This window comes from Streptomyces sp. NPDC048275, from assembly GCF_040652275.1.
In the GTDB taxonomy this organism is placed as follows: domain Bacteria; phylum Actinomycetota; class Actinomycetes; order Streptomycetales; family Streptomycetaceae; genus Streptomyces.
In genome coordinates this window covers 1-22,226 of the sequence record NZ_JBEZLR010000138.1, presented here as the reverse complement: position 1 = coordinate 22,226, position 22,226 = coordinate 1, and the positions used below count along the sequence as shown (strand labels likewise).

18 protein-coding genes are annotated in these 22,226 nt (G+C 70.9%); 5 read left to right on the top strand and 13 right to left on the bottom strand.

Features of this window, described 5'->3' with window-relative positions:
• Positions 1–128: 128 nt before the first annotated feature.
• The 5 genes from AB0D57_RS43690 to AB0D57_RS43670 all read right to left on the bottom strand — a co-directional run bounded on the left by AB0D57_RS43690 (position 129) and on the right by AB0D57_RS43670 (position 6,787).
• The gene (locus AB0D57_RS43690; RefSeq protein WP_362087469.1) at positions 129–1,280 is read right to left on the bottom strand and encodes an XdhC/CoxI family protein; all 1,152 of its coding nucleotides are present in this window, start codon (positions 1,278–1,280) and stop codon (positions 129–131) included.
• 55 nt (positions 1,281–1,335) lie between these two features.
• The gene (locus AB0D57_RS43685; RefSeq protein WP_362087466.1) at positions 1,336–2,793 is read right to left on the bottom strand and encodes an NCS2 family permease; all 1,458 of its coding nucleotides are present in this window, start codon (positions 2,791–2,793) and stop codon (positions 1,336–1,338) included.
• A 132-nt stretch (positions 2,794–2,925) separates the two neighbouring features.
• Positions 2,926–5,310 carry a molybdopterin cofactor-binding domain-containing protein gene (locus AB0D57_RS43680; protein ID WP_362087461.1) on the bottom strand — a complete coding sequence of 795 codons (2,385 nt, stop codon included), beginning with the start codon at positions 5,308–5,310 and terminating at the stop codon, positions 2,926–2,928.
• 2 nt (positions 5,311–5,312) lie between these two features.
• Positions 5,313–5,888, bottom strand: a complete 576-nt coding sequence (locus AB0D57_RS43675; RefSeq protein WP_362087457.1) for a (2Fe-2S)-binding protein — start codon at positions 5,886–5,888, stop codon at positions 5,313–5,315.
• On the bottom strand, positions 5,888–6,787 hold the full coding sequence (locus AB0D57_RS43670; RefSeq protein WP_362087453.1) for a xanthine dehydrogenase family protein subunit M: 900 nt from the start codon (positions 6,785–6,787) through the stop codon (positions 5,888–5,890). Before AB0D57_RS43670 ends, AB0D57_RS43675 begins: the two co-directional genes overlap by 1 nt.
• A 389-nt stretch (positions 6,788–7,176) precedes the next feature.
• Between AB0D57_RS43670 and AB0D57_RS43665 the strand changes: the two genes are divergently transcribed.
• Positions 7,177–8,850, top strand: coding sequence for a PucR family transcriptional regulator ligand-binding domain-containing protein (locus AB0D57_RS43665; RefSeq protein WP_362087449.1), 1,674 nt, complete (start codon positions 7,177–7,179; stop codon positions 8,848–8,850).
• Positions 8,851–9,226: 376 nt separating this feature from the next.
• The gene (locus AB0D57_RS43660; RefSeq protein WP_362087446.1) at positions 9,227–10,000 is read left to right on the top strand and encodes a hypothetical protein; all 774 of its coding nucleotides are present in this window, start codon (positions 9,227–9,229) and stop codon (positions 9,998–10,000) included.
• Positions 10,001–10,043: 43 nt separating this feature from the next.
• On the opposite strand, the gene AB0D57_RS43655 is transcribed toward AB0D57_RS43660, so the two are convergent.
• Entirely contained in the window at positions 10,044–10,355 is a 312-nt protein-coding gene (locus tag AB0D57_RS43655; protein WP_362087443.1) for a hypothetical protein, read from the bottom strand.
• A gap of 143 nt (positions 10,356–10,498) precedes the next feature.
• Positions 10,499–11,329 (bottom strand): GntR family transcriptional regulator, encoded by an 831-nt coding sequence (locus tag AB0D57_RS43650; RefSeq protein ID WP_362087475.1) that lies wholly within the window; start codon positions 11,327–11,329, stop codon positions 10,499–10,501.
• A 175-nt stretch (positions 11,330–11,504) separates the two neighbouring features.
• Here AB0D57_RS43650 and AB0D57_RS43645 point away from each other — a divergent pair, with 175 nt between their 5' ends.
• Together AB0D57_RS43645 and AB0D57_RS43640 are read left to right on the top strand one after the other, a co-directional pair.
• Positions 11,505–12,383: a (2Fe-2S)-binding protein gene (locus AB0D57_RS43645; protein WP_362087440.1), complete on the top strand. Its 879-nt coding sequence runs from the start codon at positions 11,505–11,507 to the stop codon at positions 12,381–12,383.
• A gap of 335 nt (positions 12,384–12,718) precedes the next feature.
• Positions 12,719–13,762: a DUF2637 domain-containing protein gene (locus AB0D57_RS43640; protein WP_362087438.1), complete on the top strand. Its 1,044-nt coding sequence runs from the start codon at positions 12,719–12,721 to the stop codon at positions 13,760–13,762.
• A 101-nt stretch (positions 13,763–13,863) separates the two neighbouring features.
• Here AB0D57_RS43640 and AB0D57_RS43635 read toward each other — a convergent pair whose 3' ends face one another.
• The 6 genes from AB0D57_RS43635 to AB0D57_RS43610 all read right to left on the bottom strand — a co-directional run bounded on the left by AB0D57_RS43635 (position 13,864) and on the right by AB0D57_RS43610 (position 20,638).
• On the bottom strand, positions 13,864–14,286 hold the full coding sequence (locus AB0D57_RS43635) for an ATP-binding protein (protein ID WP_362087472.1): 423 nt from the start codon (positions 14,284–14,286) through the stop codon (positions 13,864–13,866).
• Positions 14,287–14,832: 546 nt separating this feature from the next.
• Positions 14,833–15,705 carry a carotenoid biosynthesis protein gene (locus AB0D57_RS43630; RefSeq protein ID WP_362087435.1) on the bottom strand — a complete coding sequence of 291 codons (873 nt, stop codon included), beginning with the start codon at positions 15,703–15,705 and terminating at the stop codon, positions 14,833–14,835.
• Positions 15,702–16,064: a hypothetical protein gene (locus AB0D57_RS43625; protein ID WP_362087432.1), complete on the bottom strand. Its 363-nt coding sequence runs from the start codon at positions 16,062–16,064 to the stop codon at positions 15,702–15,704. Before AB0D57_RS43625 ends, AB0D57_RS43630 begins: the two co-directional genes overlap by 4 nt.
• A gap of 5 nt (positions 16,065–16,069) precedes the next feature.
• Positions 16,070–16,210: a hypothetical protein gene (locus AB0D57_RS43620; RefSeq protein WP_362087429.1), complete on the bottom strand. Its 141-nt coding sequence runs from the start codon at positions 16,208–16,210 to the stop codon at positions 16,070–16,072.
• Positions 16,211–16,741: 531 nt separating this feature from the next.
• Complete coding sequence (locus AB0D57_RS43615; RefSeq protein WP_362087426.1) at positions 16,742–18,484, bottom strand: pyruvate dehydrogenase; 1,743 nt, start codon at positions 18,482–18,484, stop codon at positions 16,742–16,744.
• Positions 18,485–18,586: 102 nt separating this feature from the next.
• The gene (locus AB0D57_RS43610; protein ID WP_362087423.1) at positions 18,587–20,638 is read right to left on the bottom strand and encodes a protein phosphatase 2C domain-containing protein; all 2,052 of its coding nucleotides are present in this window, start codon (positions 20,636–20,638) and stop codon (positions 18,587–18,589) included.
• A 516-nt stretch (positions 20,639–21,154) separates the two neighbouring features.
• Here AB0D57_RS43610 and AB0D57_RS43605 point away from each other — a divergent pair.
• Positions 21,155–22,135, top strand: coding sequence for a winged helix-turn-helix transcriptional regulator (locus AB0D57_RS43605; protein ID WP_362087420.1), 981 nt, complete (start codon positions 21,155–21,157; stop codon positions 22,133–22,135).
• Positions 22,136–22,226 lie beyond the last annotated feature (91 nt).

Below are 22,226 nucleotides of genomic sequence, written 5' to 3'. Positions count from 1 at the left end.
GCACAGGCCCTCGTACTGGTTGTACGTGGGTCTGTGCCCGGTGCGGCGAGGGTGCGTGCATGGCGTCGCGAGGCAGGCGGGAATTTGACGACAGGACCTAGGGCCCGTCTTCGACGGTGAAGCGCGGCTCAGGCCACCGACCCGATCCGCCGCGCCGGAACCGACGTCGCGTCGTGGTGGATCGGTGTGTGCGCACCGGTGAGGGAAACGCCGCTGCCGCCACGCCGGTTGGCGACGATCTCCGCGGCGATGGACAGGGCCGTCTCCTCGGGGGTGCGGGCGCCCAGGTCGAGGCCGATGGGGGATCTGAGCCGGGCCAACTCCAGGTCGGTGACGCCGACTTCGCGGAGGCGGTCGTTGCGGTCGAGGTGGGTCCGGCGTGAGCCCATCGCGCCGACGTACGCGACCGGGAGGCGCAGCGCGAGCCGAAGGAGCGGTACGTCGAACTTGGCGTCGTGGGTGAGCACGCACAGCACGGTCCGCGCGTCCACCTCCGTGCGCTCGAGGTACGTGTGCGGCCACTCGACGACGATCTCGTCGGCGTCGGGGAAACGACCGGCCGTGGCGAAGACCGGGCGGGCGTCGCAGACCGTGACGCGATACCCGAGGAACTTGCCGATGCGAACCAGCGCCGACGCGAAGTCGATCGCACCGAAGACGATCATCCGGGGCGGAGGAACCGACGACTCCACCAGAACCGTGAGCGGTGCTCCACAACGAGAGCCCCGCTCACCGATCTCCAGGGTGCCGGTGCGGCCCGCGTCCAGGAAGGCGCCCGCCTCGCCCACGACCGTCCGGTCCAGTTCGGGATGGGCGCCGAAGCCACCCTCGTACGAGCCGTCGGGGCGGACGAGCAGCGCGCGGCCCAGCAGGTCCGAGGGGCCGGAGACGATCCGTGCGAGCGCCGCCGCCTCCCCGGTGGCCGCGGCGGCCAGCGCGGTCGCGCACACCTCCCGGGTCGCGGTGGACGCCCGGACCGGTGTCACGAGGATGTCGATGACGCCGCCGCAGGTCAGGCCGACGGCGAAGGCGTCCTCGTCGCTGTAGCCGAAGCGTTCGAGGACCGGCTCACCGTCCTCCAGCGCCTGCCGGCACAGTTCGTAGACCGCGCCTTCCACGCAACCGCCGGAGACCGAGCCGATCGCTGTGCCGTCGGTGTCGACGGCGAGTGCGGCGCCCGGTTGGCGGGGTGCGCTGCCGCCGACGGCCACCACGGTGGCCACGGCGAAGTCGCGTCCCTGCTCGACCCACCGGTGCAGCTCTTCGGCGATGTCCAGCATGTCTCGGTCTCCTTAACAGCGGTTGCTCGAAAGGCTCGTGGAAGGCTCGTGGGCGTCAGTGCACGCCCAGCCGGCTCTCGATCGGGTTCAGGGCGAAGAAGACGAGGAAGATCGCCGCCAGGCCCCACAGGAACGCCCCGATCTCCCTGGCCTTGCCCTGGGCGATCCGGATGGCGACGTACGACAGGACTCCGGCCGCGACACCCGCGGTGAGGGAGTACGTGAACGGCATGATCACGACGGTCAGGAAGACCGGTATCGCCGTGGCGCGGTCGGCCCAGTCCACGTGCCGGGCGTTCGACATCATCATGGCGCCGATGACGACCAGCGCCGCCGCCGCGACCTCGCCGGGGACGATCGCCGTCAGCGGGGTGAAGAACAGGCAGGCCGCGAAGAACAGGCCCGTCACCACGGACGAGAGGCCGGTACGGGCCCCCTCGCCCACCCCTGTCGCCGACTCCACGAACACCGTCTGGCCCGAGGCGCCCGAGACTCCGCCGACCGCACCGCCCGCGCCGTCGATGAACAGCGCCTTGGACAGGCCCGGCATCCGGCCCTTGTCGTCGGCCAGCCCGGCCTCGGTGCCGACGCCGATGATCGTGGCCATCGCGTCGAAGAAACCGGCGAGCACGAGCGTGAACACGATCATGCCGACCGTCATCGCGCCCACCTCGCCCCAGCCGCCGAACTCGACGTCGCCGAAGAGCGAGAAGTCCGGCATGGAGACCGCGCCGCCGTGCAACTCCGGTGCTCCGCCGGCCCATTGCCGGGGGTCGATGACGCCCAGCGCGTTGAGCGCCACCGCGAGCACCGTACCGCTGGCGATGCCGATGAGGATCGCGCCGGGGATGCCCCGGGCCTGGAGCATGAAGATCAGGAGCAGCGTCGCGGCGAAGAGCAGCACCGGCCAGCCGGCGAGTTCGCCGTTCGGGCCGAGGGAGAGCGGGGTCGCCTTGCCCTGGTGGACGAAGCCCGCCTTCACCAGGCCGATCAGCGCGACGAACAGGCCGATGCCCATGGTGATCGCGTGCTTCAGCGCCAGCGGGATCGCGTTCATGATCATCTCGCGCAGCCCGGTGACGACGAGCAGCATGATGACCCCGCCGTACAGCACGCACATGCCCATGGCCTGCGGCCAGGTCATCTGGGGCGCGACCTGCGAGGAGAGCACCCCGGAGACGGAGAGTCCGGCGGCCAGCGCGAGCGGCACCTTGCCGAAGAAGCCCATCAACAGCGTGGTGACGGCCGCCGCGAACGCGGTCGCGGTGATCAGCGCCTGCTGGCCGAGTGTGTTCCCCGCCGCGTCCTTGCCGGACAGGATGAGTGGGTTGAGGAGGAGGATGTACGCCATCGCCATGAAGGTGGTGACGCCGCCGCGCACCTCGCGCGCGACCGTGGATCCTCGCCGGGATATGTGGAAGTACCGGTCGAGCCAGGACCGTCCGGCCGGGACGCGGCTGCCCGCGCCCGCGTCGTCCGCGACGGTCCTGGGCTCTACTGACTGCTGGGTCATGGTGCCATCTCCCGAGGTTCATAGGGACACCCGCGCAACCGCCCTGACGGGCGCGGGATGTGGGGAGGGTGCACGACCCGGGGGACGGCCCGAGACGAACAGAGGGGGGTGGAGGTTCCGACCCCCGTTGGGTCAGTTGCCGGTGAGGTGCTCGGGTCGTACCGGCGTCCGGTTGAGCTCCAGCCCCGTCGCGTTCCGGATCGCCGCGAGGACGGCCGGAGTCGACGACAGGGTCGGGGCCTCGCCGATGCCACGGAGCCCGTACGGGGCGTGGTCGTCGGCGAGTTCGAGCACGTCGACGGGGATGGTCGGCGTGTCGAGAATGGTGGGGATCAGGTAGTCCGTGAAGGAGGGATTCTTCACCTTCGCCGTCTTCGGGTCGACGATGATCTCCTCCATGACCGCGATGCCCAGGCCCTGGGTCGTGCCGCCCTGGATCTGGCCGAGGACCGACAGGGGGTTGAGCGCCTTGCCGACGTCCTGGGCGCAGGCCAGCTCGATGACCTTGACCAGGCCGAGCTCGGTGTCGACCTCGACGACGGCCCGGTGCGCGGCGAAGCTGTACTGGACATGGCCGAAGCCCTGGCCGGTGCGCAGATCGAAGGCTTCGGTCGGCCGGTGCCGCCACTCGGCCTCGACCTCCACGGCCTCGTCCTCGAGTACGTCCACCAGGTCGGCGAGAACCTCGCCGCCGTCGGTGACGACCTTGCCGCCCTCCAGGAGCAGCTCGGCGGTGGCCCAAGCGGGGTGGTACGTACCGAACTTGCGGCGGCCGAGCTCCAGGACCTTCTCCCGGACCAGCTCGCACGAGTTCTTGACGGCGCCACCGGTGACGTACGTCTGACGGGACGCCGAGGTCGACCCCGCCGAGCCCACCTGCGTGTCCGCCGGCTGGATCGTCACCTGGGCGACACCCAGCTCGGTGCGGGCGATCTGCGCGTGGACGGTGACACCGCCCTGGCCGACCTCCGCCATGGCCGTGTGCACGGTCGCGACGGGCTCGCCGCCCACGACCTCCATACGGACGCGGGCGGTCGAGTAGTCGTCGAAGCCTTCGGAGAAGCCGACGTTCTTGATGCCGACCGCGTAGCCGATGCCGCGTACGACGCCTTCACCGTGCGTGGTGTTGGAGAGGCCGCCGGGCAGCTGCCGTACGTCCGCCGCCTCGCCCGCCGCGAGCCACTGCTGCTCCGGCGGCAGCGGCATCGCCTTGACGCGGCGCAGGAGTTCGGCGACCGGGGCCGGGGAGTCGACCGGCTGCCCGGTCGGCATGATCGTGCCCTGCGACATCGCGTTCAGCTGCCGGAACTCGACCCGGTCCATACCCACCGCGTCGGCGAGCTTGTCCATCTGGGCCTCGTACGCGAAGCACGCCTGGACCGCGCCGAAGCCGCGCATGGCGCCGCAGGGCGGGTTGTTGGTGTAGAGGGCGATGCAGTCGACGTCGACGTCGTCGAGGACGTACGGGCCCACGCTCAGCGAGGCGGCGTTGCCGACCACGGCCGGGGAGGCGGAGGCGTACGCGCCGCCGTCCAGGACGATCCGGGCCGTCATGTGGGTGAGCTTGCCGTCCTTCGTGGCGCCGTGCTCGTAGGAGAGCTTGGCCGGGTGGCGGTGGACGTGCCCGAAGAAGGACTCGAAGCGGTTGTAGACGATCTTGACGGGCTTGCCGGTGCGCAGGGCGAGCAGGCACGCGTGGATCTGCATCGACAGGTCCTCGCGGCCTCCGAACGCGCCGCCGACGCCGGAGAGCGTCATACGGACCTTGTCCTCGGGCAGGCCGAGGACCGGGGCGATCTGGCGCAGGTCGGAGTGCAGCCACTGGGTGGCGATGTACAGGTCGACGCCGCCGTCCTCGGCGGGCACGGCGAGGCCGGACTCCGGGCCGAGGAAGGCCTGGTCCTGCATGCCGAAGGTGTACTCGCCCTTGACGATGAAGTCGGCGCGCTCCCGGGCAGCCTCGACGTCGCCGCGGACGACCGGCTGACGGTGCACGATGTTCGGGTGCGCGACGTGACCGATGTGGTGGTCGGTGCGGCCCTCGTGGATCAGGATCGCGTCGGGCGCGGTCGCGGTCGCCTCGTCCGTGATGACCGGCAGTTCGCGGTACTCCACCTTGATCTTGGCGGCGGCGCGACGTGCGGTCTCGGGGTGGTCGGCGGCGACGATGGCGACCGGTTCGCCGTGGTGGCGGACCTTGCCGTGTGCGAGGACGGGGGTGTCCTGGATCTCCAGACCGTAGTTCTTGACGTCCGTCGGCAGGTCGTCGTACGTCATCACGGCGTAGACGCCGGGCTGGGCGAGGGCCTCACTCGTGTCGATGGACACGATCTCGGCGTGCGCGACGGTCGAGCGCAGGATCTGACCCCACAGCATGTCCTCGTGCCACATGTCGGAGGAGTAGGCGAACTCGCCGGTGACCTTGAGGGTGCCGTCCGGGCGGAGCGTCGACTCGCCGATGCCGCCCTTGGTCCTGGAACCCTGCGTGATGTTGGTGGGTGTACCCGTGGTTCCCATGGTCAGACCGCCTCGGACTGCCGGGCGGCCGCGAGGCGGACCGCGTCCATGATCTTCTCGTAGCCGGTGCAGCGGCAGAGGTTGCCGGAGAGCGCCTCGCGGATGTCCGCGTCGGTCGGGTTCGGGTTGTGCTCCAGCATCTCGTCGGCCGCGACCAGCAGACCCGGGGTGCAGAAGCCGCACTGGACGGCGCCGGCGTCGATGAACGCCTGCTGAATGGGGGCGAGTTCGCCGCCCTCGCCGGTGTGGGAGTCCTGGGGCTTGGCGTTCCACTGCTGGGCGTCCTGAAGTGACGTACCGCACGCGGCGCCGGTCCCGCAGGAACGCTGCTTCGCGTACTCCGCGAGCCCCTCCACCGTGACGACCTCGCGCCCCTCCACCTGACCGGCCGCGACCAGACACGAACACACCGGTACGCCGTCCAGCCGGACCGTGCAGGAGCCGCACTCGCCCTGCTCGCACGCGTTCTTGGAACCCGGCAGGCCCATCCGCTCCCGCAGCACGTACAGCAGGGACTCGCCCTCCCACACGTCATCGGCTTCCTGCGGACGGCCGTTGACCGTGAAACTGACACGCATTACGCGACACCGCCCTTCTGATATGTCCGGCCGTCAGTGCCGCGGTACGACTCCCAGGTCCAGGTCAGGGTCCGGCGGGCCATGACGCCGACGGCGTGGCGGCGGTAGCTCGCGGTACCGCGGACGTCGTCGATCGGGTTGCAGGCGGCGGAACAGAGCTCCGCGAACTGCTTGGCGACCGACGGGGTGATGATCTTGCCGTTGTCCCAGAAGCCGCCCTCGTCGAGCGCCGCGTTCAGGAACTCCTCGGCGACCTCGGCCCGAACGGGCGTGGGCGCGGCCGAGCCGATGCCGGTGCGCACCGTGCGCGAGGACGGATGCAGCGCCAGGCCGAAGGCGCAGACCGCGATCACCATCGCGTTCCGTGTGCCGACCTTGGAGTACTGCTGCGGGCCGTCGGCCTTCTTGATGTGTACGGCCCTGATCAGCTCGTCGGGGGCGAGCGCGTTGCGCTTCACGCCGGTGTAGAACTCGTCGATCGGGATCAGGCGCGAGCCGCGTACGGACTCGGCCTCCACCTCGGCGCCCGCCGCGAGGAGGGCCGGGTGGGCGTCACCGGCCGGGGAGGCGGTGCCGAGGTTGCCACCGACGCCGCCGCGGTTGCGGATCTGCGGGGAGGCCACGGTGTGGGAGGCCAGGGCCAGACCCGGGAGCTCGCCGCGCAGGTTCTCCATGATCCGGGTGTACGGGACGGAGGCGCCCAGGCGCACGCTGTCCACCCCGACCTCCCACTCGCTCAGCTCACCGATGCGGTTCAGATCCAGGAGGTACTCGGGCCGACGGTGGTCGAAGTTGATCTCGACCATCACATCGGTGCCACCCGCAATGGGCACAGCGGTGGGATGCTCGGCCTTCGCGGCGAGCGCCTCCCCCCAGCTTGCGGGGCGAAGGAAGTCCATGAGTGGCTCTCTTCTTCGTATCGTGGGTCGTTCTGATCAAGCCAGATCGGGTGCGGCGGGCCCGGCTCGTTCATGAGTTGTTCACGGGGATCGGGGTCAGTACACAGCGCTGTCCTCCACCGGGGTCAGTCACCGAAACCATGAAGGAGTTGGCTGGCCAGGGCGGGCATCTTGTAGATTCGTATGAACGGGGGGCCTCAGTAACCTCCTCGTTTTCCTCTGGAAACATCTGATACAGCCCTCTGGAAACGTCAGGAAACATCCAGCACACGCTGGGACCAGGGAGTACGGCTCGCGGACCCGCTCGCCCGTTGCTCGCTTTCAGCTTCACCTTGAGCTCCACCTTCAGATCCATCGTAGATTTCGAGACAAGAACGGCGGCAACGAGAATGCGGCTGCGCGCACTGCTGGACACCGACGCGCTGGGCCTGCGGCTGCTCGGCGGCGAGGACGAGCTCGACCGCGCCGTGCGCGGTGTGATGACCACCGACCTCAAGGACCCCAGCCGCTATCTCTCGGGCGGCGAGCTGGTCCTCACCGGCCTCGCCTGGCGGCACGCCGCGGCGGACTCCGAGCCCTTCGTCCGCATCCTCGCGGGCGCCGGGGTCGCGGCCCTCGCCGCCGGTGAGGCGGAGCTCGGCGACGTCCCGGACGACCTGATCCTGGCCTGCGCCCGGCACCGGCTGCCGCTGTTCGCCGTGAACGAGTCGGTGGCGTTCGCAACGGTCACCGAGCATGTCGTACGGCAGGTCTCGAGCGAGCGCGCCGGGGATCTCGCGGCGGTGGTGGACCGGCACCGGCGGATGATGACGTCCGGTCCGGCGGGTGGCGGGCCCGACGTGGTCCTGGACCTGCTCGGCTCCGACCTGGACCTGCGGGCCTGGGTCCTCTCGCCCACCGGGCGCCCGATCGCGGGCTCGAAGCTCGTGGGGGCCGCGCTGCCCGCCGACGTGGGCGCCGAGCTCGCCGCCGAGCACCTCGCGGCGATGCGCACGGGGCGACGCGGGCCGCACCGGGTGATGGTGGGCACGACGACGTACTCCCTCTTCCCGATCCTCTCCTCGGGCCGTTCCGCGAGCGCCTCCCGGGATGTGCGCGAGACCGTGCTCTCCGACTGGCTGCTCGCGGTCGAGGCGGACGCCGGGGACTGGCCCGAGGAGCGGCTCGACCTGCTCCAGGGTGTCACCCAGCTGATCGCCGTCGAGCGGGACCGGCGGGACGCGGCGCGCACGGTGCGGCGGCGGCTCGCGCAGGAGGTCCTGGAACTGGTGCAGTCGGGCGCCGCGCCCGCGGAGATCGCGGCGCGGCTGCGGGTCGCCGCTCCGGTGCTGCTGCCCGGCCTCGGGGCCGCCCCGCACTGGCAGGTGGTGGTGGCCGGCGTCGAGTGGGAGGGCGGCGAGATCGAGGGCGGCCCGGTCGCCCAGTCGCTGCTGGAGGAGATCCTCGTCGACCCGTCGACGACCGGGCCCGAGCAATCCGACCGCATCGCCGTCGCGCACACGGGTACGGAGGCGGTCGCCCTGCTGGCCCTGCCCGCGGTGTCCTCGGAGCACGACGGCTCGGAGTCCGGACTGCTCGCCGACACGCTCCTGGAGGCCGTGCGCGCGCCGCTGTCGGCGGGCCTGAACGACGACGGGCGGCTCACCCTCGGTGTCAGCGCCGCCGTGCACTCGGCGGAGGGGCTGCGCGGCGCCCTGGAGGAGGCCCGGCATGCCCGCCGGGTCGCCGCCGCGCGTCCCGGCCTGGTGTGCGCGGCCGGGCACCAGGAGCTGGCCTCGCACGTGCTGCTGCTCCCCTTCGTGCCGGACGACGTGCGCCGCGCCTTCACCGCCCGGCTGCTGGACCCGCTGCGCGACTACGACCGCCGCCACCGCGCCGAACTCATACCCACCCTGGAGGCTTTCCTCGACTGCGACGGCTCCTGGACGCGCTGCGCCACGCGCCTCCACCTGCACGTCAACACGTTGCGCTACCGGGTGGGCCGTATCGAGCAGTTGACGGGCCGGGACCTTTCCCGCCTCGAGGACAAGCTCGATTTCTTCCTGGCGTTGCGCATGAGCTGAGGTGAGGAGTCCGTGCGGCGTACGTCAGCAAGTGCCGCCGCTGTCCCACGACTTTGTGAAATCCTTCACCCACCCCCTTGGCCGGGCCCAGCGATCCGTGCTGAGATGCCACCACTCAACAGCTCAATGGCGTGCTGGGCCTGTCCTTCGGATCAGGTCGGTGTCGACGTGCGGTGCCTGGCGACGCCGGTGAGCGGGGCTTGGTGCGTGCAGCTGCAAGGCGGAGGAGGGCGTCGACGCGATGGGGGGTCCCCCCCCTGTCCGAGCCAAGTCGAGGACTTGGGGGAGTCGGCAACCGACGACAACGCCGCAGATGTGCGTGCCGAGCCCCGCGACCCCGAGCTGATCCGAAGGACAGGACCTTGGGGAGGGCAACGTGGCGTATACCGCCATGTCTGGTTCCGGAACGAACGCAGGGGACGATCCACTCCAGACCGCGGTATGGCGGCTGCGCTCGCGCGCCTGCTGGGACGACGCGGCCGCACTGCTCCAGCCGCGGACGGCGGACGCGGCGCTGCAACGGGCCTCGCTGCTCGTCGAGCGGTGCCTGTACACCGAGCAGGGCTGGGCGGCGGCCGAGGACGCGCTGCGTACGGCGGAGGCGGTGGCCCAGAGCGACGAGGAGCGCGGTGCAGCTGCCTGCGAACGAGGGCAACTCGCGTACGCGGCCACGCTGCTCGGGGTGCGCGACCGGGCGGACGAGGCGCGGGCGGCGCTCGGCCGGGCCGCCGCGCTGATCGCGCCCGGGGCGCCGGGGCGAGCCCTGCTGGATTTCCGGCGCGGGCTGCTCGCCGAGAACCTCGCGCAGTCCCCACAGTCCGCCCGCGCGGCGTACCGGCGTGCCCACGCCGGCGCGGTCGCCCAGGGCGACCCGCTGCTGCTCTCCTTCACCTGGCGTCACCTCGCCGGGCTCGCCCTGCGCGACGGCGAGGTGGCCGAGGCGCGGCACGGGTTCGGTGAATCGCTGCGGATCCGGGAGGAGTTGGGGTATCTCGTCGGGACGGCTCCGGCGTTGGCGTCGCTCGCGGACGCGGAGGCCGAGCCGGAGGCGTCTCGGTTGCGGGCGGAGGCGGGGCGATTGTTCCGATTGCTCGGGGGCGTACCTACGTGGCTGGCCAGGCAGTTGACTCCACCCGCGGCAACGGCGTGAGGTGGCTGGGCGGCATCGGGTCGCCGGTGTCCGATCGGGGTGTCTAGTTGCTCTGGATCTGCGCCAGGAGGTCGCGGGCGAATGTTGTCACCGTCGTGCGGAGTTCCGGGTCGCGGGCGACGTAGACCACGACGGCCACGATCACGAGGAGCGTCAGGAAGCCGCGTACGCCGCCCCCGTGGCCCGCGCCGTGCGACATGGGCCGGTGCTGGTGCGGCGCGCCGGAGTGGCGGGCGTGGGCGGCGGCCATGTCGTGCATCTCGCGGTGGTGCCGCACATGGCTCTGATGGATCTGCTGATGGTGCTGCTGGGCCTGCTGGGCCTGCTGCATCGCTGTCCAGGAAGGGTCGGGCATCTCGGTGTCTCCCCCGGTTTTGGTGCGGCTTTCGCCGTGTACCGGGGGGCACGCGAGCGGGCCGGTGCGGGTTCCCGGCGGCGGCGCCTGTTGCGGGGTCCGTACGGAGCCGTGACGTCCGCCGAAGGAAGCGCACGTACCGGCTACGCGCCCGCGAAGTGCTCCCGTACGAGGGACTGCACGACCGGCAGGTCCTGGGCGGCCAGGGCTTCCAGGAGGGCGGCGTGCTCGGCGGCGTCGGCCACCAGGTCGGCGCGGCCGCGGGAGGCGGGGCCTCCGACCAGGGGCCACTGGGCGCGGCGGTGCAGGTCGTCCGCGATGCGCACCAGTTGATTGTTGCCCGCGAGGGCGAGGACCGCGCGGTGGAAGGCCCGGTCGGACTCGGCGTAGGTGGCCCGGCAACCGGAGGCCGCGGCCCGCGCCGTGGCCTCGGCGAGCGGGCGCAGCTCGGCCCAGCGCGCGGCGGGCACCGTGCGCGCGAGGCGCAGCATCACCGGGACCTCGATGAGGGTGCGGATCTCGGCGAGTTCGGCCAGCTCGCGCGTCCCGCGTTCGACGACCCGGAAGCCCCTGTTCGGTACGACCTCGACGGCGCCCTCGATCGCGAGCTGCTGCATCGCCTCCCGTACCGGCGTCGCGGACACCCCGAACCGCTCACCGAGCACGGGCGCGGAGTACACCTCGCCCGGCGCCAGCTCTCCCGCGACGAGGGCGGTGCGCAGGGCGTCGAGGATCTGTCCGCGGACGGAGGCCCGCTGGACCACGGGACGCGCGCTGTCCGCTCGTGGGCTCGGCATGGGCGGCTCGCTGTGCGTGTGCTCACCGCGGGCCGCGGGGGCGGCCAGGGAATCGCCGGCCGCGACGCCCCGCTCTCGCTCCCGGCCCACGTCCGCCGCCCGGGCCTGCGCGGGCACCCGAACTGCCGCCGTATGCGTATCCCGGGTTGTCGAGCCGGCGCAGCCGTGCTCGCCCAGGGAACCGGCCTGCTCCACGGGGTCCTCCTGGGGGCTTGGTGGGACTTGGGGGTCAATGCGGCGGTTGTTACTCGTCCGTCAAGCACCATAGGCGCACATGGCCCCAGTTCAAACCTCCGGATTTCCGGGTAAGGTAAGCCTTACCTGTCGACAATCGTGAAGCGGTGGTCCCTGAATGTCCGCTCCCGCCCTGACCGCAGGCGCCTCGGCCGACGCCGGCGCCCGCCCGGCCCCTTCGGCCGTCGCGGCCTCGTACGCCCGGTTGACCGAGGTTTTTCCCGATCTGAGCATCACGGAACTGGGCCCTCGGGACGCGCCTCCCAGTGACGGCGGCTGGGTCCCGGTCGCCCGGCTCGCGGAGGGCGGGGCCGATCTCGACACGTTTCTCGCCTGGGACGAGGAGCAGGTGATCCGGGACTACGGGCAGCGGGCACGCCCCGACGTCGTGGCGAGCTTCGGGCTGCACCGGTATGCCTGGCCGGCCTGTCTGCTGATCACCGTTCCATGGTTCCTGCAGCGCCGCGTGCCCCACTTCCCCGTGGAGCACGTCACATTCCAGCGCACCCTCGGCCGGATGGCGGTGCGGGTCGGAGAGTTCGCCTGCCTGCCGGACGACCCGGCCGCCACACTGCCCGGCGCCCGCGTCGTACCGGACGAGGATGCCTTGCGGGCCGAGGTACGGGCCGCGGTGGCCGAGCACCTGGAGCCGGTCCTCGGCGGCTTCGGCCCGCGGATGCGGCGGCGCGGCCGCGCCCTGTGGGGCATGGCGACCGACGAGGTCGTCGAGGGCCTCTGGTACGTCGCCGAACTGCTCGGCGAGGAGCAGCGCGGGATGCGCGAGCTGGAGCTGCTGCTGCCGGGGTCGACGGCGCCGTACATCGGATCCGCCGGGTTCCGTGAGCTGGCCGGCCCGAACGGGGAATCCCTGCCCACCCGGGACCGGGCGAGCTGTTGCTTCTTCTACACACTGCGCCCCGAGGACGCCTGCGGCACCTGCCCGCGCACGTGCGACGCGGACCGCATCGCCAAGTTGACTGCTGTCCCTGCCAGTTGAGACCTCCGCCGAGACCCCGTCGAGGCGACCCGTCGAGCGGACGGGTCGTCAGGTGCCCTATGATCAAGTCCGACTGAGACACCTCTCGGGCCACTCGGGTTACAGGTGGTTCACAAATTCCTCACTTTTCGCGGGAACTTTCCGCGGAACCATCCGTACGAGTAGTCTTATTCGAACTCAACTCCCGTCCCTCGTGCGGCAGTTCGAGCAGAATGTCGCCCTGCGCATCCCCTTGCACTCCCTTGGCGGCCTCTTGCCCCGAAAACCCCTGAGGGCTCACGGGCTTGGGCCACTATGGCGGGCGTTACGCCCTATCCCAATGCAAGGGACCCCAGATGAGACTGACCGACATATCGCTGAACTGGCTGCTTCCGGGCGCCGTTTTGCTCCTGGGACTGCTGGCGGCGGTGGCGGTGCTCGCGCGCGGCAAGCGATCCGGGGAGAATGCGGCAGCCGCCGAGGACTCGTGGGAGCGCAGCGAGGAGCGCCGCAGGCGTAAGGAGGCCTTCTACGGCGCGGCTTCCTATCTGCTGCTGTTCTGCTGTGCCGCCGTCGCCGCCGCCCTCTCCTTCCACGGCCTGGTCGGCTTCGGTGAGCAGAACCTCGGCCTCTCCGGCGGCTGGGAGTACCTCGTCCCGTTCGGCCTGGACGGCGCGGCCATGTTCTGCTCCGTGCTCGCGGTGCGCGAGGCCAGCCACGGTGACGCGGCGCTCGGCTCCCGGATACTCGTGTGGACCTTCGCGGGCGCGGCGGCCTGGTTCAACTGGGTGCACGCGCCCCGGGGCCTCTCCCACGAGGGCGCCCCGCACTTCTTCGCCGGAATGTCCCTGTCGGCCGCGGTGCTGTTCGACCGCGCACTGAAGCAGACCCGCCGTGCCGCACTGCGGGAGCAGGGCCTGGTCCCGCGTCCGCTGCCGCAGATCCGTATCGTCCGCTGGCTGCGCGCGCCCCGTGAGACGTTCAGCGCCTGGTCGTTGATGCTGCTGGAGAACGTCCGCACCCTTGACGAGGCCGTGGACGAGGTCCGCGAGGACCGTCGCCAGAAGGAGCAGACCCGACTGCGCCGCCGGAACGAGGAGCGGGTCGAGCGGGCGCACCTCAAGGCGCTCAGCCGAGGCCACCGGGGCCTGCCCGGGCGCGGCGGCGGTCGCCGGGAACTGGAGACGACCGTGGAGCGGGCGCCGGCCCAGTCCACTGCGGAGCCTGCCATATCGGCACCGGAGCAGCTGCCCGTACCCTCGCGGCCCTCCCTTCAGCCCGTCCGCAAGAGCACTGACCCGATCACCGTCGACCTCACCGCGGAGGACGACACCATGGCTCTGCCCAGGCTCGACTCCCTGGAGCGCAAGCTCAAGGACCTGGAGCAGCAGTTCGGCTGAGCCTGGAGCCGCGAGGCTCGAGCCCGGGGTGGTCCGGCCGTGAACCGAACCGGCCGGACCCGGACAGGAATTGCCCCGACAGGATTACGGCGGCACGGTGACTACACCGTGCCGCCGTCCAGTTCGAACCACACCGCCTTGCCCACGCCGTGGGTCCGCACACCCCACGCGTCGGCGAGGGACTGTACGAGAACGAGGCCTCTGCCATGCGTACCGTCGTCGGCGTTCGGTACCCGCAGCCTGGGCCTGCGTCCCACGAAATCCCTTACTTCCACACGGAGTCCGCGGGGTCCGACGGTCGCTGTCAGAACCGCGTCGTGGTCGGTGTGGATGAGTGCGTTGGTGACAATCTCACTGGTCAGTAACTCGGCTATCTCGGACTTCTCCGGTTTCCCCCAGTGCCGTAAGAGTTCTCTCAGCGCTCTGCGGGCCTCGGGCACCGCCCGCAGATCCGCCCGTCCCAGCGTGCGCCTGAGCTGCGGAGCAGCCGGCTGACCCTTCACGTTGTCGGACACTTCCCCCATTACCTTTGCCGAGGAGGCCCCAATGGCCACGGGACCACCCCCTCGAACCTGCCTCTTCATGACCCCCGCCTGCATGCCGATGTCGGTTCCCCTCCTGATCGAACATGTTCACGAGAATCCATGCCCCATCGGGCACGCGCCAGTCATCTCGAATCGTCAACCCTCGGCCGTACGCCAGGAAAAGCGCCGCGTCGTGACGGGGTGGTGGCCTCACGCGCGAAATCGGCCACGCTCCGGGGAGTCGACAAGCACGGTCGCCCCTCCCGAGCGTGACGTGCGTACGGAGCCGGTACGTACCTGATCACCGCCGTCGAGGAAACGGTGCGGCCGGCCTCGGAGCACAGGTCGGGGTACGTCGCCGCCTCCGCCCTGCTTGCGTCGGTGAACGCCCGAGCAGTGGGGCGCGGTCGCCCAATGCGACGGAAAACCGTGGCCCCCGGAGCAGGACATCACCTGCCCGGGGGCCACGAGCCGTTCACCGGTACATGGTTGCCACAAGCCGCAGCCGCCGACCGGCGGCCGGCGGCCGTTCTGTGTCAGTCGGAATCAGCGTCGCAGGGCCAGGTCGTTGCGAGCCAGCTTGACCGCGGCAAGAAACGCAGCGAACACCGTGGTGAACAGGTTGATCGTCATCAGCGTCTCGGTGAGCGCGTCCCCGTTCCAGCTGACCCCGGCACCGTCCTTGACCATGCCCTCGGAGGCGCCGATGAAGTAGGGAATCGAGCTCAGCCCCAGCGCCGCGTAGAAGAGCACGTTCTGCGCCAACACCCCGCGCCCCTCGGTCTGCACCGACACCGAGCCCGACGCCGGCTGACGCTTCATCAAATACAGCGCGAAGATCTGGAAGTAGAGGTAGGTGACGAACCACCAGCCCAAGTAGTTGGTGTACGGCACACCGAACACCCCGCCGCCCTCTTCCCAGATCCAGACCTCCTTCACGGTGGCGGCGATCGAGTCGACGCCGAGGTCGAACATGGTCATCAGCGCCGCGGCCACCATCGGCAGCGCCACCACCTCGACCCGGCCGGCGAGCGACCCGGACGAGCCGCTCAGACGGCTGTCCGCCTCGTCGAGCAAGGTGTTGGCCACCTGCCAGCAGATATAGCCCAGACCGAAGTAGATCGGTCCGATCTCAAGGGGCACATGAATCAGCTGCGGAGACCCCGTGTAGTGGTACTCGCCGAACGGGAACCCGGTGGCAACGCTCAGGTTCTCGAAGAAGTTGCTCACCACCAGGGTCACGATCAGAAAGAACAGCAGCGTCCGCCACCCGTATCTCCGCACCCCGTGGATCAGCGCGAACGGGACCGACAACAGCAGCACCGGCACCGTGACGTGTGTCCCGGTCAGCGGTACGGTGAGGCCCACTACTGCGGCGATGGCTGCCAGCAGCCAGAGGACGCGGTTCCAGGCGTTCATTGTGATTCTCCTGTGATAATAAGTTCAGTTGCCGCCGCGGCGCACAGTGCCAGGGTGTGGTGGAAGCGCTCCACCTCGGAGTGCGGCCAGTCGGTGGGGTCCGCAGGTTCGGGTGCGTCGGGGACGGCACGGCGGTGCCCGGTGACCACTCGGGACGCCCAGGCGCTGGTGGACTGGCGGCCGTAGAGCTCCAGCGGCCCAGCCAGGTCAACCACAGCACCGGAGCCCATGCTCACCAGTGAAAACCGGTCGCGCCGGCGCCGGGCGCGTTGAAGGTATGTGCCGATATCGACCTCACGGCTCTCGATGCGCTTCACCAGAGCCTGCCGAGAATCGGTCTGATTGTCAGACACCGTCATCTCAGTCAATTCATCCTCGCCGGAGCCGTCGCCCCGATGGTTTGCCAGCGGCCCCCGCAGCCCTCGACCGTGTCATCGGAACCGGTCAGAAGCTGGTGCAGACGGATCCGCTCGACGAACTCGGGACGCGGATCGACCACGGTCACCGGCACACCATCGCGCCGAGCCAGGCTGCCGGCCCGCCGTCACGCCCCCGTACCCGCCGCCAGCAACCACCGCGCTCGGCGTTCCCGCTCATCAGCTCTCCCATGTAGTGGACTCGGCCTCAAGACACCAGCCACCCCTCCGCCGTAACAGCCCGCGGATGAGACGTAGCCCACACCGGACGCAACGGAACGCCGTCCCTTTCCTCGGGCGGCAGTTGGGCATGAGTGTGCTCAGACGGTCATCAGAGGCCACCGCCGACAGGCCGTAGGGCGGCCTGCTTGCGGCCACCGCCGTCGCCGGCGGAGCTGGACGAGCTGGATGAAGGCCGACGGCTCGCCCGGCACGCGAGCCTGCTCACGGATCACACTCCTGCCAGTCGTGCGGAGGCCGCCGCTTCCGATACGTCGACTCCTGTGCGCAGGGAGGTGCACGATGCGGGGATCGCGGACGCTCGGTCCATCTACCGATTCTCGGCTGCCGATCCGGCCGTACTCGACGAGGCCGCGGGGCCGCGGGGCCGCGGGGCCGCCCTACGGTCGTGGCACGTTGCGCAGATTGGAGCGTGCCATCTGCACCATCCGCCCGACGCCGCCGTCAAGGACCATCTTGGATGCCGACAGGGCGAACCCTGTCACCATCTCCGCGCTGATCTTCGGCGGGATGGACAGGGCGTTGGGGTCGGTGACGATGTCGACGAGGGCCGGGCCCTTGTGCTTGAAGGCCTCCTTCAGGGCACCGGCGAGCTGCTTGGGCTTCTCGACCCGGACCCCGTAGGCACCGCAGGCACGGGCCACGGCGGCGAAGTCGGGGTTGTTGTTCGTGGTCCCGTACGAGGGCAGCCCGGAGACCAGCATCTCCAACTCGACCATTCCCAAAGAGGAGTTGTTGAAGAGGACGACCTTCACCGGCAGGTCGTACTGGACGAGGGTGAGGAAGTCGCCCATCAGCATGGAGAATCCGCCGTCGCCCGACATCGAGACGACCTGCCGGTCCCGGTCGGTGAACTGGGCGCCGATCGCCATCGGCAGCGCGTTCGCCATCGAGCCGTGCGAGAACGAACCGATGATGCGGCGGCGGCCGTTGGGCGAGATGTAGCGGGCCGCCCACACATTGCACATTCCGGTGTCGACAGTGAAGACCGCGTCCTCGTCGGCGAGTTCGTCGACGACCGAGGCCACGTACTCGGGGTGGATCGGGATGTGCTTCTCGACCTTCCTCGTGTACGCCTTGACGACCCCTTCGAGCGCGTCGGCGTGCTTCTTCAGCATCTTGTCGAGGAAGCGACGGTTGTCCTTGGGCAGCACCCGCGGGGTGAGGCAGCGCAGGGTCTCCTTCACATCACCCCAGACCGCCAGGTCCAACTTCGAGCGGCGGCCCAGGCGTTCGGGACGGACGTCGACCTGGACGATCTTCACGTCGTCAGGGAGGAAGGCGCTGTACGGGAAGTCGGTGCCGAGCAGGATGAGCAGGTCGCACTCGTGGGTGGCCTCGTAGGCGGCGCCGTAGCCGAGCAGACCGCTCATCCCGACGTCGTACGGGTTGTCGTACTGGATCCACTCCTTGCCCCGCAGTGCGTGCCCCACCGGGGACTTGATCTTCTGGGCGAACTCCATCACCTCGGTGTGCGCGCCCGCCGTGCCGCTGCCGCAGAAGAGGGTGACCTTGTCGGCCTCGTCGATCATCGCGACGAGCTTGTCGATCTCGGTGTCGCCGGGGCGGACGGTGGGCCGGGAGGTGACGAGGGCGGTCTCGAGGGCTTTGTCCGGGGCGGGCTCGGAGGCGATGTCGCCGGGGAGAGAGACGACGCTGACTCCCGACTGGCCCACCGCGTGCTGGATGGCGGTCTGCAGCAGCCTCGGCATCTGCTTCGGGTTGGAGATCATCTCGTTGTAGTGACTGCACTCGCGGAAGAGCTGGTCCGGGTGGGTCTCCTGGAAGTAGCCGAGGCCGATCTCGCTGGAGGGGATGTGCGAGGCGAGGGCGAGGACCGGGGCCATGGAACGGTGGGCGTCGTACAGGCCGTTGATGAGGTGGAGGTTGCCGGGCCCGCAGGAGCCGGCGCAGGCGGTGAGCTTGCCGGTGATCTGGGCCTCCGCGCCCGCGGCGAAGGCGGCGGTCTCCTCGTGGCGGACATGGATCCAGTCGATCGCGGAATTGCGCCGGATCGCGTCCACGACCGGATTGAGACTGTCGCCGACCACGCCGTACAGACGCTTGACGCCCGCGCGGACAAGGATGTCGACAAACTGCTCGGCGACGTTCTGCTTGGCCATGCTTCACGCACCCCTTTGCGATCCCGGGATCCCCTGGGCTCATCCCTGTGGGTCCATCCCTTGCGTCCGTCCCTGGGGTCCATGAATTCACAGGGTGCGCGGTTACGCCTCCCAAACGGCCGCGGCGGTCCGATCATCGGCGTAGCCCTTGACCCTCACCTGGGTGTCGGCGAGGAACGCGGCGAGACCCGGCGGCTCGCCCGCCGACCACCGCGTCGTCAGGTGCGCGGCGAGCTGCGGCTCACCGCGCAGCGGCTCCGCGAGGCCACCGGTGCACAGCAGGAGCGTGTCCCCCGGACGGGCGACGGAGGCACGGAAGCGGAAGGGATCGCGGGCGGGTTCGGGGGCGGGTTCGTACGGGCTCGGGGGCGTCGTGATTCCCAGGTCCATGGTGAACCGGTCGCCCTCGGGAGTCTCGTGGGGCAGCGATCCGAAACCGACCACGGCCTCACCGGTGGTCTCCGTGACCCGCGGCTCGATGTCCTGCCACTCTCCGTCCCGCAACCGGAACAGGCCGCCCGCTCCGACGCCGAAGAACACGCGGGTGCGGCACTCGGGGTCCGCGATGAACAGCAGGCAGCGCAGACTGGCTGTGTACTCCTCGGGCTCGATGCCCTGCTCGGCGGCGCTCGCGCGCAGCTTGCCGAGGCTGCGGTCGGTGAGCCGGTGCAGCCCCGACTTCAGATCCCCGCGCCGGGCCGCCCGGATGTCCTCGGCCAGCCGCGCGTGGCTGCGGCCCACGGCCCGTCCGATCCACTGGCACGCCTCGGCTGCCGCCCGGTGCGCGCCGGGTGTCGCCCGGGCCCCGGTCGCCATCGCCACCAGCACCAGCGCCTGCTCCCCCGCCCCGAAACGGGCGGTGAGCAGCGCGTCCCGGCGCGGCTCGCCCCGGTACCGCGCGGAGTCCCCGCGCACGGAGACCGCCCGCAGTGTGCCGGCCCCGTAACGCGCCCCGTCCAGCACGGTGTCGGCGACCAGGTCGTCGAGGTCGTCCGGGTCGGCGGGAGGGAGAGCGGTGGGTTCGGCGTCGTAGGTGGGCGGTCCTGAGCCGACGTAGTCGACGGCGGGTGGCTGGCGGGAGACGGTGAGGACGGATTCGCGGGGCACGAGGGCGGGGAGGAGGGGGAGGTCGGGACGGGTGGAGGGTGAGGGGCCGTCCGGGGCGGGAAGGGCGTACGGGGGCGGCGCGGATACCCCGGACGAGGCATCACGCGGGGCTGCCGTGCCGGCCGAGGCGCTGACGCGCGGGGCGTCGGGAGGCGGGACATCATCGCGCGGGGAGTCGGTGCGCGAGGAGTCAGTGCGCGCGGAGTCAGTGCGCGCGGAATCGGTGCGCGCGGAATCGGTGCGCGAGGAGTCGCCGCGCAGGGCGTCGCGGCGCGGGGAATCGGGGCGCGGGGAATCGGGGCGCGGGGCGACGGTGCCGGAGGCGTCGGTGCGCCGGGGGACGGCGCCCGGCGGGGCATCGCTCGGGGGCGCTGTGGGAGGCGGGGCGGCGGTCGAAGCGTCAGGCGGGGCCGTTGTCGGCCGCGGAGACGTTGTCGGCCGCGGCGGTGCGTCGGCCGGAGTCCAGGGCGCGGGCCCGGGCGCGACGGGCGACTCCGTGGGCGTAAGGCCGCGGGGGTTCTCTGCGCGGAACCCCGGCGGTGTCGGCCCCGGCGGGAAGGTCCCGGGGGCCGACAGATCGGGGGCCGACAGATCGGGGCGCGAGGGATCGGGGCGCGAGGGCTCCCAGGGCGCGGGCTGCCGTGCGGGGCCACCGCGCTGCGGCGGGCCGGTACTCGCCCCTGGGACGTCACCGCGTGGTGGATGCCCGAGGCGTGGTTCCGGCGGTTCATCGCGCTCCCGGCGCCCGAGGCTCCGGCTCGGCCCGTCGCCAAACGGCGTCGCGCCGGGCCAGGGCCCGGAGATACCGGAGGCAACGCCCCGCTGCTCCGGGACGGCGGGCGGCTCCGCCGGCGGAGGCGGCACGTCGCGCTCGGGCGGCTCCACCCCCGGGGCGGCCCCCGGCCCCACCGTTCCCGCGGCCGACGCGAACCGGTCGTCGAGGGAATCGGCCACGGCCGCGGGCCCCGTGTCCTCGGTGGAGTCGTCGTACAACTGCCCCCACCAGTCGTCCTCATGACCGGTGGGCCTCTCCCCCTGATGGCTCATGCCCCCAATTGTCCACCCCGGGAGCCGGATGAAAACGGGGCATCCGGAAAATCCGGCCAGGAGACTGGGAGTCGAACGGCGTGTCGGATGGCGCATCGAACGGCGATGCGAATGCAGGAGGCCGAAAGAGTACGCCCGAAGAACGGCACGGAAGAAACCGCCGGGCGGTCCCACCCCCCACGGGAGAACCGCCCGGCGGCGCCGAGGTGACCGGGGCCCGGCGCGCGTCGTGGACCCGGGTCACGGTCTGGACGGCCGAGTTGGCATCGGCCGGTTCGGCCTTGAGTGTGACCTGCTTTCCTGGGGGTCCGCTGTGGATGAACGGTCCCGGCGAGGTCGCATCCGCCCAGGCCGATACAGCCCAAGCAGGGCATTACAGGCGGCGATTGATACTGCGGTGATGTGAGCTTGTCAGAGTGACGGGTGCTGCGGCGATGATGTGCCAGGCGGGTTTGCGCCATGGCCGATCTCCGCCACGGACCGGCCGAAACGGAACAGGGAGAGGGACATCGCCGCATGCTGGGAGCGATAGGTCTGGACGAGACGCACGAGTCGGCGTACCGCGCGCTGGTGTCCGTGGGCGCCGCGGATGTGCCCGATCTCGCGCGCCGGCTCACGCTCGGCGAGTACGACACCGAGCGCGCCCTGCGCCGGCTCGAACGGCACGGTCTCGCGGCCCAGTCGTCGGCCCGCCCCGGACGCTGGGTCGCGGCGCCGCCCGGCGTCGCCCTCGGCGCGCTGCTCACCCAGCAGCGGCACGAACTGGAGAAGGCCGAGCTGGCCGCCGCGCTGCTCGCCGAGGAATACCGCGCCCAGGCCACCGAGCCCGCCGTGCACGACCTGGTCGAGGTGGTCATCGGCGCGGCGGCGGTCGCACAGCGGTTCCTGCAGCTCCAGCTCGGCGCGAGCGACGAGGTGTGCGCGCTGGTCACCGGGACTCCGATGGTGGTCTCCGGGGTGGACAACGAGGCCGAGGAACAGGCCGCCGGGCGGGGCGTCCACTACCGCGTGGTGCTGGAACGCGCCGTCCTCGACCAGCCCACCGGGATCACCGAGCTGTCCGCCGCTCTCAGCCGCGACGAGCAGGTGCGGGTCGTGGACGAGGTGCCGACCAAGCTGGTGATCGCCGACCGGACGCTCGCGATGGTGCCGCTCACCTCGCACACCGCGGAACCCGCCGCGCTGGTCGTACACGCGAGCGGACTGCTCGAGCTGCTGTCGGGCCTGTTCGAATCGGTGTGGCGGGACGCGCTGCCGCTGCGGCTGGGCAGCGCCGGCGTGCGGGAACAGGAGCCGGACGGCCCGGACAGCACCGACCTGGAGATCCTCTCCTTGCTGCTCGCCGGGCTGACCGACGCCAGCGTCGCCAAGCAGCTCGACCTGGGCCTGAGGACCGTACAGCGCCGGGTGAAGCGGCTGATGGAGCTGACGGGCGTCACCACCCGGCTGCAGCTGGGCTGGCACACCTACGAGAAGGGCTGGGTGGCGCGGGACTGAGACCGACCGGCAATGGGAGGGTGGGAGAAGGAGCGGGGTCTGGTGCGTGCAGCTGCAAGGCGGAGGAGGGAGTGATGGCGGAGCCATCGCG